The organism is Idiomarina rhizosphaerae, assembly GCF_024159085.1.
Lineage (GTDB): Bacteria > Pseudomonadota > Gammaproteobacteria > Enterobacterales > Alteromonadaceae > Idiomarina > Idiomarina rhizosphaerae.
This window is the reverse complement of sequence record NZ_JAMZDE010000007.1, coordinates 369,339-383,759: the sequence shown is the minus strand read 5'-3', so window position 1 is coordinate 383,759 and position 14,421 is coordinate 369,339. Positions and strand designations below refer to the sequence as shown.

13 protein-coding genes are annotated in these 14,421 nt (G+C 47.8%); 11 read left to right on the top strand and 2 right to left on the bottom strand.

The window, feature by feature from the left end; genetic code table 11:
- Positions 1-522: a flavodoxin FldB gene (fldB, locus tag NJR55_RS09530; protein WP_034820885.1), complete on the bottom strand. Its 522-nt coding sequence runs from the start codon at positions 520-522 to the stop codon at positions 1-3.
- Positions 523-627: 105 nt separating this feature from the next.
- Between fldB and NJR55_RS09525 the strand changes: the two genes are divergently transcribed.
- Positions 628-924 (top strand): YfcL family protein, encoded by a 297-nt coding sequence (locus tag NJR55_RS09525; RefSeq protein WP_253619728.1) that lies wholly within the window; start codon positions 628-630, stop codon positions 922-924.
- On the opposite strand, the gene mnmC is transcribed toward NJR55_RS09525, so the two are convergent.
- Positions 889-2,709, bottom strand: a complete 1,821-nt coding sequence (gene mnmC / locus NJR55_RS09520) for a bifunctional tRNA (5-methylaminomethyl-2-thiouridine)(34)-methyltransferase MnmC2/FAD-dependent 5-carboxymethylaminomethyl-2-thiouridine(34) oxidoreductase MnmC1 (protein ID WP_253619727.1) — start codon at positions 2,707-2,709, stop codon at positions 889-891. The genes NJR55_RS09525 and mnmC overlap by 36 nt on opposite strands.
- A 133-nt stretch (positions 2,710-2,842) precedes the next feature.
- Here mnmC and fabB point away from each other — a divergent pair, with 133 nt between their 5' ends.
- The 10 genes from fabB to purF all read left to right on the top strand — a co-directional run bounded on the left by fabB (position 2,843) and on the right by purF (position 14,410).
- Complete coding sequence (fabB, locus tag NJR55_RS09515) at positions 2,843-4,057, top strand: beta-ketoacyl-ACP synthase I (RefSeq protein ID WP_253619726.1); 1,215 nt, start codon at positions 2,843-2,845, stop codon at positions 4,055-4,057.
- Positions 4,058-4,078: 21 nt separating this feature from the next.
- Positions 4,079-5,224 (top strand): 4-phosphoerythronate dehydrogenase, encoded by a 1,146-nt coding sequence (locus tag NJR55_RS09510; RefSeq protein ID WP_253619725.1) that lies wholly within the window; start codon positions 4,079-4,081, stop codon positions 5,222-5,224.
- A gap of 9 nt (positions 5,225-5,233) precedes the next feature.
- Positions 5,234-6,250, top strand: a complete 1,017-nt coding sequence (locus tag NJR55_RS09505; protein WP_253619724.1) for an aspartate-semialdehyde dehydrogenase — start codon at positions 5,234-5,236, stop codon at positions 6,248-6,250.
- A gap of 79 nt (positions 6,251-6,329) precedes the next feature.
- Positions 6,330-8,687, top strand: a complete 2,358-nt coding sequence (locus NJR55_RS09500) for a FimV/HubP family polar landmark protein (protein ID WP_253619723.1) — start codon at positions 6,330-6,332, stop codon at positions 8,685-8,687.
- 11 nt (positions 8,688-8,698) lie between these two features.
- Positions 8,699-9,484, top strand: a complete 786-nt coding sequence (gene truA, locus NJR55_RS09495) for a tRNA pseudouridine(38-40) synthase TruA (RefSeq protein ID WP_253619722.1) — start codon at positions 8,699-8,701, stop codon at positions 9,482-9,484.
- A gap of 91 nt (positions 9,485-9,575) precedes the next feature.
- Entirely contained in the window at positions 9,576-10,454 is an 879-nt protein-coding gene (gene accD, locus NJR55_RS09490; RefSeq protein ID WP_011234267.1) for an acetyl-CoA carboxylase, carboxyltransferase subunit beta, read from the top strand.
- Positions 10,454-11,746: a bifunctional tetrahydrofolate synthase/dihydrofolate synthase gene (folC, locus tag NJR55_RS09485; protein WP_253619721.1), complete on the top strand. Its 1,293-nt coding sequence runs from the start codon at positions 10,454-10,456 to the stop codon at positions 11,744-11,746. The genes accD and folC overlap by 1 nt, the downstream gene beginning before the upstream one ends.
- A gap of 2 nt (positions 11,747-11,748) precedes the next feature.
- On the top strand, positions 11,749-12,294 hold the full coding sequence (locus tag NJR55_RS09480; protein ID WP_253619720.1) for an SPOR domain-containing protein: 546 nt from the start codon (positions 11,749-11,751) through the stop codon (positions 12,292-12,294).
- A gap of 89 nt (positions 12,295-12,383) precedes the next feature.
- The gene (locus NJR55_RS09475) at positions 12,384-12,878 is read left to right on the top strand and encodes a CvpA family protein (protein ID WP_253619719.1); all 495 of its coding nucleotides are present in this window, start codon (positions 12,384-12,386) and stop codon (positions 12,876-12,878) included.
- 14 nt (positions 12,879-12,892) lie between these two features.
- Positions 12,893-14,410 carry an amidophosphoribosyltransferase gene (gene purF / locus NJR55_RS09470; protein WP_253619718.1) on the top strand — a complete coding sequence of 506 codons (1,518 nt, stop codon included), beginning with the start codon at positions 12,893-12,895 and terminating at the stop codon, positions 14,408-14,410.
- Positions 14,411-14,421: the final 11 nt, after the last annotated feature.

Genomic DNA, 14,421 nt, shown 5'->3' with positions numbered 1-14,421 from the left:
TTATCCTAATTGTTCGGCAATTTCTTCTAAAATTTGCGTCGTCCATTGTTCGATACGTTCATCTGATAGCTCATATTGGGAGTCTTCATCTAGTGATAAACCGACGAACTGAGTGTTATCTGCGGTTAACGCTTTGGAGGCGGCAAATTCGTAGCCCTGATTTGGCCAAAAACCAATGCGCTTGCAGCCGTGGTTCGCTATGGCATCGTGCAGCATGCCCAGAGCGTCCTGGAACCAATCGGTATAACCTTCCTGATCACCCATGCCAAAAAGCGCAACAACTTTACCGCGCAGGTTCACGTCATTTATGTCATCCCAATGGCTTTCCCAGTCTTCCTGAAGTTCGCCAAAATCCCAGGTGGAAATACCAAAAATAAGAATATCAAATTGTTCAGCTTCTTTTAGCGGGGTATTTTTTATATCAAACAGCTGAACAATGTCCTCGCCAATGGCTTGCTGAATTTTTTCTGCAGCAATTTCGGTATAGCAAGTGGTAGAGCCGTAAAACAAGCCAATTTCCAGGGACATAATAACTACCTCAGTCATAGGTTGAGTCTGTGATGCGGATGCATTGTAACAAAAAGACCGTTAGAATGAGCGCCTTTGTTTTTCAACGGGAAACTGCAGATGGGAACTCGGACGGACTTTGATCAATTAGTGGAACAACTTGAAACCGTATTCGATGATGCGGTGGTTTCCGGCACAGATGATGAGCTATTTGCTTGCGGTTATTTGCGAGGGCATTTCGATTTAGTCGTTGCGCAACTGGAAATGGCCGGTGAGACACAACCGGAGAGAATTATGCCGGCTTTGCGTGAGGCAGTTCACAAAACGCGGCATGAGTTGTCTCCGGCCGACCAGGCTCACATTAACAATGTACTGGACAAATTAGCCCTTAAAGCGACTAACGGAGATGCGGCGTAAAGCATCCTGAGTTAACGGCGTTAACTCTCCGGTTAACTGACAGGCAAGCACTTCTGCCAGAATAGGGGCAGAAGTGAAGCCCCGAGACCCAAGCGCTGTAATAACATATAAGTTTTCGGCAACCGTTCCGGTAACAGGCTGGTGATCGGGGCTGGTAGCCCGTACCGAGACTCTTTGAGATGTTAATTGCAGAGACTCAGCCCATGGCTGCCTCGCGTTTTCAGCCAGTTGTTTCAGGTTTTCTTCGTCGTCCTCCGGGGTTGGTTCTAAATCCTCTCTATCGCGATTAAAGGTTGCGCCAACACAGTGATGCTTGTCATCTTCCGGAACTAAATACCCCTTGAAACATAAAACCGTTTTTAGCGAAGACAATAATGGTGTCGTTTGTACCAGACTGACTTGTCCGCGAACCGGTTGTATTGGCAGCGGTTTAACGCTCTCCGGCAATAACGAATTGACGTGGTGACCCGTGGCAATGAGAACTCGCTCAGCGGTCAGCAAACTTCCGTCCTTTAGTGATATCTGCCAACGGCCTCTTTCAGTTTCCTTCAGAGCCTTAGCTTCGCCTTCAATAAGCTCAATTTGTGCTGTTTCTAAAAGGCTTTTGACCACAGCCTCCGGTCGTAACCATCCGGCTTTAGGGTAATGCAGCGCCGGAACCGCCAGCGAAACCCCTGCCTTTTGTTCTGCCTCCGGCTGAGATAAATAGCGTACCGTGCCTGGCGCGTAAAGTTTATCGGCTATGCGTTGATAACGCCGGGCTCTGTCATCGTTAAAGGCCGGCTGCATAACACCGACAGGAAACCAATGGTCGGCACAAAAGTTACGGTAGAAGCTGGTGGCTGTGGAGAACGCCTGCCAGTAGAAACGACTGAGCGGCGTATGTTCGGCGTGTAACAGAGGATAAACTGCTCCCTGAGGGTTTCCGGATGCACCGTCAGCGGTGCCGGCACTAATAACTCTGACGTTCACGCCTCTTTGCTTCAGTGCAAGCGCAGAACATGCCGCACTGATGCCACCACCAATAATGGTAACATCACGCCGGTCGTAATATTTCTGACAAACTTCGGCGCTATGGTAGTGACCACAGAGCATTTCTCGTTTGCGACCAAAGCCCGCTACTTTTTGAACTTCGAATCCGCTTTGCTGTAGTGCTCTTCTGACACTGCCGGCAGCGGTAAAGGTAGCAAAAGTTGTTTCGCTATGTGCGGTTTGTTTCATGGCATCAAAAAGTGTTGGCTGCCACATTTCCGGGTTCTTTGCCGGAGCAAAGCCGTCGAGAAACCAGGCGTCAATTTGGTTTTGTGCCTGTGGAAGCCATTCTGGGAGTAGCTCATTAAGGTCGCCTATCCACAGATCCAGAATGACCCGGCCCTGTGATAGTATAATGCGATGACAGCCGGGATCCGTTGCCGGGTAATGCTCCAGGAACGACTGACTGAATTCCGCTATGGGTTCCAGTAACTGGTATGCTTGTTCAAGTTGCTGGCGCGATAAAGGAAATTTTTCGAAACTGACAAAATGGAGACGTGTGCTGGCAGGCGCCTGCTCTAAGAACTGTTTCCAGGTCAGAAGAAAGTTCAAGCCCGTACCAAACCCGGTTTCGGCTATGGTAAAGCTATAATGAGCTGGTAGCGATAGCCAGCGACGGGGTAATCCGTTTTGCGCCAGAAATACGTACTGACTTTCGTCAACACCGCTTTCGACAGAAAAATAAATATCATCGAAAGTAGTGGAAACGGGTACGCCTTGCTCGTTAAACTGAACAGATGAATTAGAATTCAAGCGGCTATCCCATGATTTATTGGTTGATGACCGCTATAATAACAACTTTACGAACAACAGTGGACAAAGCAGACCACATTCACACACGACGTTGGTAAGATATCGACGTAGAAATGTCAGACAGGATTATAGAATGAGAAGAGCTGTTATCACCGGACTTGGTATTGTATCAAGTATCGGGAACAATCAAGAAGAAGTGCTGGAATCATTACGCACCGGCAAATCAGGCATCACCCGTTCAGAATCTTTTGCTGAAATGGGCTTGCGTTGTCAGGTATGGGGCGAGGTTAAGTTAGATCCCAAAGACCATATTGACCGTAAAGCGCTGCGTTTTATGGGCGATTCAGCCGCTTATGCCTATATCGCAATGGCGCAGGCTATCGAGGATTCAGGCTTAACCGAAGAACAAGTCTCTCACCCGCGTACGGGGTTAGTTGTTGGTTCCGGTGGCGCTTCTGGTGAGCATCAGGTTGCAGCAGCTGATATTTTGCGTGAACGTGGCGTGAAAAAAGTAGGCCCCTACATGGTACCTCGTTGCATGGCGTCAACGACTTCAGCTTGCCTGGCAACACCATTTAAAATTAAAGGTGTTAATTATTCTATCAGCTCAGCTTGCGCAACATCAGCTCACTGTATTGGGCATGCGCTGGAATTAATACAGTTCGGCAAACAAGACCGCGTTTTTGCCGGCGGTGGTGAAGAACTGCACTGGACTCTGGGCATGGAATTTGACGCAATGGGCGCATTAAGTACTAAGTACAATGATACGCCTGAAAAAGCGTCACGTACTTACGACCAGGGTCGCGATGGTTTCGTACCTGCCGGCGGCGGCGGTATTTTGGTTATCGAAGAACTGGAAGCGGCAAAAGCTCGTGGTGCCAAAATCTATGGTGAAATTGTTGGTTATGGTGCGACTTCAGACGGTTACGATATGGTAGCTCCGTCGGGTGAAGGCGCCGTTCGCTGCATGAAAATGGCGATGGAAACAGTGGATACTCCAATCGACTATCTGAATACTCACGGTACCAGTACACCGGTTGGTGACGTTAAAGAATTAGAGGCTATTCGCGAAGTTTTCCCGGAGAAAACCCCGATGATTAGCGCGACAAAAGCAATGACGGGACACGCTTTGGGTGCTGCGGGTGTTCATGAAGCAATTTATTCATTGCTGATGCTTAAGAATGGTTTCGTTACACCTTCAATCAATATTGAAGAGCTGGATGAAAAAGCCGACGGCATGAACATTATTCAGCAGACAACAGAAGCACCACTGCGAACGGTTATGTCTAATAGCTTTGGTTTCGGTGGTACAAACGCATCGTTAGTGATGCGCCAATACTCTGAATAACCGACAAGATCGGTTACTTCGATGAAAATCGTTGCCGATCAGAATATTCCCGCACTTTCCGACTTATTGTCGGGTGCGGGAACACTTTCCTACTTTTCTGAACGAATCCCTCCGCAGAAACTGCTGGCAGAAGCTGACGCTTTACTCGTACGTTCTGTTACTCAAGTTGATGAATCTCTCTTAGAGCAAGCTCCTAAACTTAAATTTGTTGCTTCCGCAACCATTGGTACTGAGCATATAAATATTCAGGCTCTAAAAGAGCGGGGCATTGGTTTTGCTCACGCCCCGGGGGCGAATGCGCAATCAGTTGGTGAATATGTTTTGTGTGCGGTGCTCAATTGGTTAAGTGGCAAACCTCAGTATGTAGCTGATGAAATCGATGTTGCTATTGTAGGTGCCGGGCATACGGGAAAAGCCGCGGGGAAAAGGCTGGAAGCTCTGGGACTCAATGTTCATTATTATGATCCGCCCCTGTGTAAAAAAGGCGTTAAATTTGTCCATGACCATTGGCAGCGTGTATTAACAGCCGATATTATCTCCTGCCATGTGCCTCTGACGCGAGACGGCGAATTCCCGACTCGGCATTTGTTTGAAAATACGGCACTGCAGTCACTGCATTCGCAGCAGTTATTAATTAACGCCAGCCGGGGGGCGGTTATAGACAACACCGCTTTACTGGAGCGAGTCGAGCAGGGCGGTCGCCCGTCGCTGGTGCTGGATGTCTGGGAAAATGAACCTGAGGTACTGTCGGGTTTGGTTCCTTATGTTGATATCGCGACTCCGCACATTGCCGGGCACAGTCTGGAAGGTAAAGTTGGGGGAGCGGTAATGATTGCAAATGCATTGCTGGAACATTTTGGCAAATCTGCCGGCAAAACTTTGCCCGATGTGTTGCCCGCAGTCGCCTGGAGTCATTGTGACGCGCGTGAGTTGCACTCACTGGACGTTCTTAATAAGTGGGCAAAAGAACACTACGACTTGTTCCAGGACGATGAACTTTTCCGACAACAGGGTCTCACTACCGAAGGTTTTGATAGTTTACGACGCAATTATCGCAAAGAAAGCCCGCGCAGAGAGTTCATTAATCAGGTCGTTACATGCCATAATAGCGAGCAATATATCCAGTTTTTACAGTTGGGCTTTAGTGCCCGGCTATTGTCTAAGTAAGGAGTTAGCATGTCACATGGGTTTCGCGTTGCTGTATTAGGTGCAACAGGTTTAGTGGGTCAGCAAATGATAGAAATTTTAGCTGAGCGAAAATTCCCGGTGGCAGAACTTTTTCCTTTAGCAAGTGCTCGTTCTGCCGGCGCCACAGTCGATTTTAACGGCGAAGAAATAGAAGTGTTAGATGCTGGTGAGTTTGACTGGTCTAATGCTGATATCGCGTTCTTTTCAGCGGGCGGTTCAATTTCACGCGAGTTCGCCCCCAAAGCTGCTGAAGCAGGCTGTGTGGTTATTGATAATACCTCTGAATATCGCTACGAGCCGGATATTCCTTTGGTGGTGCCGGAGGTTAATGCCTGGGCGCTAGCCGATTTCAGAAACCGCAATATTATTGCTAATCCGAATTGCTCGACCATTCAAATGATGGTTGCACTTAAACCTATTCATGATGCGGTTGGCATTGAGCGTATTAATGTCAGTACTTATCAGTCGGTATCGGGTGCTGGTAAAGAGGCGATGGAGGAGTTGGCAAAGCAGACCGCAGAACTTTTAAACGGAAAGAAGCCTACGGTTGCTAACTTCAGTCGACAAATTGCTTTTAACTGTATTCCACAAATAGACGTTTTTCAGGAGAACGACTACACCAAAGAAGAAATGAAAATGGTGTGGGAAACTCAAAAAATATTTAATGATCCCAGTATCCGGGTGAATCCTACTGCGGTTAGGGTTCCTGTGTTTTTCGGACACGCAGAAGCCATTCATATTGAAACGCGACAGCCAATTACAGCTGAGCATGCAAAACAGCTGTTAAGTGAAGCGCCAGGTGTTACTTTAATGGAACAGCGCGAGGACTTTCCTACTCAAGTGGGAAATGCCGCTGGCAATGACGATGTCTTTGTAGGGCGGGTGCGTGAAGATATAAGCCACCCTAATGGACTTAATTTATGGGTTGTATCGGATAACATACGCAAAGGCGCGGCAACCAACAGCATACAAATTGCGGAAACTTTAATTCGCGATTACTGGTAATTTAAGCAGCTGTATGTCATAAAGTTTTTTTAACGGACGCCGTTAAAGATAAGAGCAAAGCGCGGGCAGAGACTAAAGGATGAGAAAAACCAAGATAGTGCAGGTACTGAGATACTTCTCGCTGGCAGCCATGGTGTTGTCCGGCAATATAACTGTCGCTGCAGCAGGTTGGCAGGACGGTGTCATTATAAAAGGCGAGAAAGGCTCAGAAGCAACCGATGTCCGTATCGGCCAAGAGCGCTATGGGCCTATAAGCAGCAACGACACGCTGTGGGATATTGCGCGGCGTTATAAGCCACACTCCAGTGTAACTCAGTATCAGACTATGGTTGCTATTGTGCAGGCGAACGATGATGCCTTCGTCGACGGTAATATGAACCGCATGCTCAATGGCTTTTACCTGCGTATACCTTCCTTGCAAGAAATCAAAATGGTTAATCCCGAAGCGGCTCGTCGGCAAGTCGTGGTAGATAGCCAATTAAAAACCAAGTCTCAACAACTCTCGCAAGCTCGGCAGGAAACTCAGAAAACTCGCGCGGAACAGCAGGAGTTACTTGAGCAGGCTAGGGAAAAAGCTGAACAAACCATTCAGGAAGTTGAACAGCGACAGGAACAAAACTTTCAGGAACTACGCTCTGATATGCAGCAGTCCATGCAGGCGGTTGAGCGCATGTATGATGAGAACAAGTCTCTGCAGGAGCGTATCGACGCACTAGCGTCGCGTTTAGATGAGCTTGCCAATAATGTGAGTAAAACCGATGAACTGGAAGTGCAGTTTCAACAGGTATTAGCTCAACAACGAGAGCTGCTTGAACAGCAGGCTAGAGAAGAACTGGAGCAAGAATCCGGGTTTTCTGATTGGTTACAAAGCCCGCTGAATATGTTGCTTGTATCAGTATTACCGGCACTGCTCATTATCGGTCTCATTGTGTTCTTCTTTTTACGCCGTTCAGCCAAGCCGGTAGAGGAAGATGAAGAGCCGGAAGAGAAGACTAGTAAAGAGCTTACTGAAGAAGAAGCCGCCGCTGAACTCGATAAAGAATTGCTGGGAGATGTGCCCAACGACAGTACGGATGGCTTATTCGATATTGACGGTGAAGAAAGCACTGATGACGAAGGTGACGACTTAAGTGCGTTAGAGGCCGAGTTAACCGGGAATTCGAGCGAACCGGAAGCTGCTGATTTGAGCGTTCGTCTTGATGACGGAAAAGATGACGGCAAGAAGGAAGAGCCAAAACCGGCAACAGAAGCTGAACCGGCTGTAGAAGATGATTTAGATGACGATGATCAGGCTGTGCTGCCGGATGAAGAAGACGAAGAGTCTAGTGAACTGTCTCAGGATGAGCTGGACCGTTTGTTTGGCGAAGCCGACGACGACGATGAGCAGGCAATTGACCTTTCCGTCAACGATGAAGAAGAGTCGCCGGAGTCATCAGGTGTTGACGTTGATGAACCGGATTCTGAAGATATTCAGCAAGAAGACGAAGCAACAGAAGAAGAGTCTGCAGTAGCGGACGTCGATGATATAGATGACATTCTGTCTGACAACGCACCTTCAGAAAGCCCTGAAGAAGCTGACAGCGATGATGAACCTGAAACTGATGATAAGCCGGACGAAAGTGAAACTGATTCAGACCAGGAAAGTGATGATTTGCTGCCGGATGATTTTGACGACAGCGAGGTTGATGATGTTCTCGCTGAGTTGGGTCTTGCGGAAAGCGAAGCCGATGAGTTGGAAAGTGAGGAAGCTCAAAACATAGAAACGGACAGCTCCGAAGCGGAAGATGAACCTGAAGCTGATGAGGCTCAACCAGAAGAGACTCCCGATCAAGAAGAAACCGAGCTAACCTCGCAGGAGGAAAGCCAGCCTGTAGAAGAAGACTCCGAAGAGGATAATCTGGAACAGTTGCTGCAAGAGTCGGATGAGTTGACGCAGTCGCTGGACGACCTGGATGATCTTGAAGAGGAAGTTCCCGACGACGATGCGGAACTTGATAAGGCTGAAGATGAGGCTGATAAAGACTTAGAGTCACTATTTGGTGGTTCCGATACAGCCGAAGACAGTGCCGGTGCAGACGAATCGGTTACAGAAGAAAACGAGACCGAAAGCGAAACTGATGTTGACGCGTTTAGCGCAACTGATGACGATGAATTTGTGGATATTGACTCCTTAATGGCGGACGCCGATGAGGAAGACGAAGACAGCGATCGCTATCAGTCGTCGGCAGTAAAAGATGTTTTACCGGATGATGAATCGGGAGATGCCGAAGGCGCTCCACAAGATGATGACCCGGCGGGTCAGCTTGACCTGGCCAGAGCCTATATTGAAATGGGCGAAGAGGACGAAGCGCGGGAGATTCTTCAGCAATTAGCAGAAGGTGATGATGAAGCGCTGGCAAATGAAGCTAAGACGCTGCAACAAAAACTAGATTCGTAGGATAAAGTAGTATGCGAATGGCCTTATGCCTTGAATACGACGGCAGTCGTTATTATGGATGGCAACGACAACGTGAAGTAGCCAGTGTTCAACAGTGTGTTGAAGAGGCTTTGAGTAAAATAGCGAATGCTCCTGTTGAGGTGACCTGTGCCGGCAGAACGGATGCTGGTGTTCATGCTACCGCACAGATAGTGCATTTTGATGTCCCGGTACCAAGAGCTGACGTAGCCTGGACGTTGGGAGTGAACAGTAATTTGCCGGCCGGTATTGCTGTGCGTTGGGCGCAGGAAGTTGATAATGATTTCAGTGCCCGTTTTAGCGCTACATCGCGACGTTACCGTTATATTATTGCCAATACCAGATTCCGTCCGGGTATCCATTCAGCCGGGGTCAGTCATTATCATCAACCGCTTGATGCTGAGATTATGCAAGAAGCTGCTAAGGCGCTCATCGGTGAACACGACTTTACTGCCTTCCGGGCATCTCATTGTCAGTCGCATACGCCGTTTCGTAAGGTTTCCGATTTAACCGTTGAACGCCGTGGCGATTATATTATCGTGGATATTTCGGCGAACGCCTTTTTGCACCACATGGTGCGCAATATCGTCGGCAGCCTGATCGTTGTTGGTCAGCATTTGCAGCCCCCGGAGTGGATTGGCGAACTGCTAAGAGAAAAAGACCGCACCAAGGCAGCTGCTACAGCGAAACCCGGTGGACTTTATCTGGTGGCAGTAACCTACCCGGAACACTATAATATACCCGATGCTCCACTGGGACCTTTGTGGCTAGGCGATTAAGAGTCACTGTTATGACCTCTTTGCTTGACCCATTTGTGGTACCATGTAAGCTACATCAAATTGACTAATAACAGCCTTTGGGCGGAATAGTATGAGCTGGATAGAAAGAATTCTTGCGAAGCCAAAAATTAACAAAAGACGTGGCGTTCCAGAGGGCGTGTGGAGTAAGTGCACGGCCTGTGGCAATATTATTTATAAGGCTGACTTAGAACGCAGTCTTAATGTTTGCCCTAAGTGTGATCATCACATGCGAGTCACCGGGCGCAGCCGTTTAGATATTTTTTTGGATAAAGACAATCGCGAAGAAATAGGCACAGATTTAGAGCCAAAAGATGTTCTACGCTTTAAAGATTCCAAAAAATACAAAGACCGTATTGCTGCCGCACAAAAAAGCACGGGCGAGAACGACGCATTAATTGCCGAGAAAGGTACCGTAAAGGGCGTTCCTTTAGTTGCGGTTGCTTTTGACTTTAACTTTATGGGCGGCTCCATGGCATCGGTCGTGGGGGCTAAGTTTGTACTGGCTGCTGAAGTTTGCCTTAAGCATCGTATTCCGCTGGTCTGTTTCTCTGCCTCCGGTGGTGCCCGTATGCAGGAAGCTCTGATGTCGTTAATGCAAATGGCCAAGACATCTGCAGCTTTAGCCCGTATGAGCGAAGAAGGTCTGCCGTTCATCTCGATATTAACCGACCCGACCATGGGTGGTGTCTCTGCGAGTCTGGCAATGTTAGGCGATATTCATATTGCCGAACCAAAAGCACTCATCGGTTTTGCCGGACCTCGAGTTATCGAGCAAACGGTTCGTCAAACCTTACCGGAAGGTTTTCAACGCGCTGAGTTCTTGCTGGAACATGGGGCTATCGACATGATTACCGACCGTCGTGATATGCGCGATACTGTTGCCCGTTTGTTGGCGAAAATGCAAAACTTACCTTCTACCGAAGCTACGGAAGTAAGCGTAAACGAGTAATGGCGGAAATATCTTTATCAGCTCCTGCGGTGACAGCATCACTGCAGGAGTGGCTGACCTACCTCGAAAAACTTCATCCGAAAAATATTGATATGGGTCTGGAACGTGTAGCCAGAGTCGCTGCTAATGCCGGCGTATTAAAGCCCGCACCTTTAGTCATAACGGTTAGCGGAACCAATGGTAAAGGCTCAACAGTTTGCTATCTGGAAACCATTCTGCAGGCGGCGGGCTACACTACCGGCGTTTATACCTCCCCGCATATTACCGAGTATCGCGAGCGGGTTCGGGTTAATGCTCAAGAATTGCCTGACTCCGAACACGTTAAAGCATTTCATGCTATTGAGCAGGCTCGTAACAATACGTCATTAACTTATTTTGAGTTTGGTACTTTAGCGGCGCTTTGGTTAATGGGTCGCCAGTCTCCGGATGTCGCTATTCTTGAGGTAGGCCTCGGGGGACGGTTAGACGCCGTTAACTGTGTTGACGCTGACGTGGCTGTGGTCACCAGCATCGGCATCGATCATATTGCTTTTCTCGGAAATAATCGTGAACAAATTGGGTATGAAAAAGTTGGTATTGCCAGGGCGGGTAAACCTTTAATTTGCGGTGAACCGAATCCAACGGCCAGTATTGCAGAAAATGCAGAGCGCATTGGGGCTAAGCTTTATCAAGTCGGGCGTGACTTTCATCGCACCGAATACAATGAAAGCTGGAGTTATCGTAGTCAGAACACCCAATTGAATGACTTACCGTTACCCAAACTGCCTCTTATCAATGCGTCAACAGCCATTGCGGCTATCGAACAATTGCCGTTACCCGTTAGCTTATCGGCTATTCGCGACGGTATTACGCAGGCAAGTTTGCCGGGGCGAATGCAATATCATGGCGTTAATGGTACGGAAGTCTTGTTGGATGTTGCTCATAATCCTCAGGCTGCAGTTTATGCCAGTCGCTATTTGAATAAGTTTTATCCACAACATAAAGTTTTTGCTGTTGTGGGGATGTTAAGTGACAAAGACCATGCCGGTGTCGCTAACGCATTGAGTTCCCAGATTTTTTCCTGGTACCTTGGTTCATTGTCGGAACCTCGTGGTGAAACTGCGGATAACTTGGTGATCAGTGCTAAATTACCTACAGAATCCTGTTACCCGTTTGAATCGGTGGAGCAGGCGTTTGCAGCCGCAGTTACAGCAGCGCAGCAATGGCAAATGAATGATGGCAAGGCTCTGGTTTTCGGCTTCGGCTCGTTTTACACTGTAGCGAGAATTAACGCGTACCTAAAAGGAGTTTGAGTTTGTCCAGTCCTCTACAAAATCGTCTCGTTGGCACTTTAATACTTGTGGCGTTAGCCGTGATCATTATTCCAGATGTGCTTGATGGCGAAAAGAAAGAGCCTGTGGAACCAATGGAAACCATTCCATTAAAGCCCGCAGTAGAGGAGCAGCTGCAGAAACCAGAAACTCTCTCAGATACAACAGTAGCAGAGCCCGTTACAGTTGAAGAAGCGTCATCAAATGTTGAGAAGACAGCAGATGAGGCCGCTTCGGTTCAGGAGGACAGCAATGTACAAGCTCCACCACGTGAGCCAGCCGAGTTCGCGGTCGATGGTAAAGCCTGGGTTATTCAGTTAGGTGCTTTTAGTCAGGAAGATAGTGTTAAGCGGCTTATTTCACAGCTACAGGCAAAAGGCTTTGCCGCATACTCTCAAGAGACGTCCGGAGGCTCTTTGATCCGTGTATTGGTTGGTCCGGATACGTCAAAAACAGAACTTGAAAAGCAACTGACGCCGTTAAAAGAATTAACTGGCCTTGAGGGTAAGGTCATTACTTACCGGCCATGAGTTTTGCAATATATGCGAAAAGAAATCACATTATGAATCGCATTCTGTTAAAATCGCCCGCGTCTTTAGCCCAGCAATTGTGAGTCATTATGCTCTGGATTGACTACGCCATTATTATTGTTATCGGCCTTTCTACGCTTATCAGCCTGGTAAGAGGGTTTGTTAAAGAAGCCGTGTCTCTGGCCATCTGGATAGCTGCTTTTTTTATCGCTAGTCAGTTCTACGAAGATCTTGCGGTATACTTTACCCAAATTGGTGACCCGCTGGTCAGAAATGCAGCCGCTATTGCCGCACTATTCGTAGCGACACTTATTCTGGGCGCTATTATTAACTATATTCTGTCTCAATTAGTTCATCATACCGGCTTATCCGGTACCGACCGGGTACTTGGTTTGGTCTTTGGCGCTTTACGCGGAGTGCTAATTGTCAGTGCCTTATTATTCTTTATCGATTCCTTCACCACTTTATCTTCCAGTAACTGGTGGAAGGAGTCCGTATTAATTCCTCATTTCGGTGTATTTATTCAGTGGTTTTTCAGCTATCTGGAAAACAGCTCCAGTTTTTTAGTCCCTCAACCTGTATAAAAAGGTGAAAAGACATGTGTGGTATTGTTGGTATTGTTGGTAAGCAGCCTGTTAACCAAGCGCTTTACGATGGGTTAACCATGCTTCAACATCGTGGCCAGGACGCCGCTGGTATTATGACAGTTGATGAACACTGTACTTTGCGTTTAAGAAAAGCCAACGGACTTGTGCGGGATGTGTTCCATACACGTCACATGCACCGGTTGTCAGGTAACGTCGGTATCGGTCATGTGCGTTATCCTACAGCCGGAAGTTCGAGCTCAGCAGAAGCGCAGCCATTCTATGTTAACTCGCCTTTTGGTATTGCCATGGCGCACAACGGCAACTTAACCAATGCTGCAGACGTTCAGGAGCATTTGTTTCAAACTGCCCGTCGGCATATCAATACCACCTCCGACTCGGAAATTTTGCTGAACGTTTTTGCCAATGAGTTGGACAAAAATGAAAGCTTAACCTTGAGCGAAGAAGATGTCTTTCGCACCATGACTGCGGTTCACCGTCAGGTGCGTGGTGCTTATGCTGTGGTAGCAATGATCCTGGGGCATGGCATGGTGGCTTTTCGTGACCCATGGGGCATTCGTCCTTTAGCTCTGGGCAAGCGTGATACCGAAGAAGGCGAGGAGTACATAGTTGCCTCTGAAAGCGTTGCCATTGATGGCACCGGCTTTAAATATGTGCGAGATGTTGAGCCTGGCGAAGCTATTTATATTACTAACGACGGTAAACTGTATTCGCGCCAGTGCGCCGATAAACCTATGCATTGTCCATGTATTTTCGAGTACGTTTATTTTGCTCGTCCTGACTCATTTATCGATGGTATTTCGGTGTATGCATCAAGGGTTAACATGGGACGTAAGCTGGGCGAAAAGCTGAAACGTGATTACGCCGACCTCGATATTGATGTGGTTATTCCAATTCCTGAAACCAGCTGTGATATCGCTTTAGAGATAGCCAGTGTGCTGGACCTGCCTTATCGTCAGGGCTTTGTGAAAAACCGTTATATTGGTCGTACCTTTATTATGCCGGGGCAGACTCAGCGACGGAAATCAGTACGCCGCAAGTTAAATGCTATTAGCGCGGAATTCCGTGGCAAGAACGTTCTGTTAGTTGATGACTCAATTGTACGTGGAACAACTTCAGAGCAGATAATTGAAATGGCTCGTGAAGCCGGTGCGAAGAAAGTATATTTTGCTTCAGCGGCTCCGGAAATTCGCTTCCCGAACGTTTACGGCATTGATATGCCAAGTGCTAACGAGCTGATTGGTCATGGGCGTGAAGCAATAGAAATTCGCGACATGATTAAGGCTGATGGTCTCATTTACCAGGATCTTGACGACTTGATTGATGCGGTAGGAGCAGAGAACCGTTCAATTAAGCGCTTCGAGACGTCGGTCTTCAGCGGTGAATACGTAACAGGTGATGTGAGTCAGGAATACTTAGATCGCTTGCATGCGGCGCGTAATGACGTTGCAAGATCCGATCGTGACGGTTCAGAAGACGCCAACCTCGAACTTCACAACGACAACGATTAATTCATTCTGAA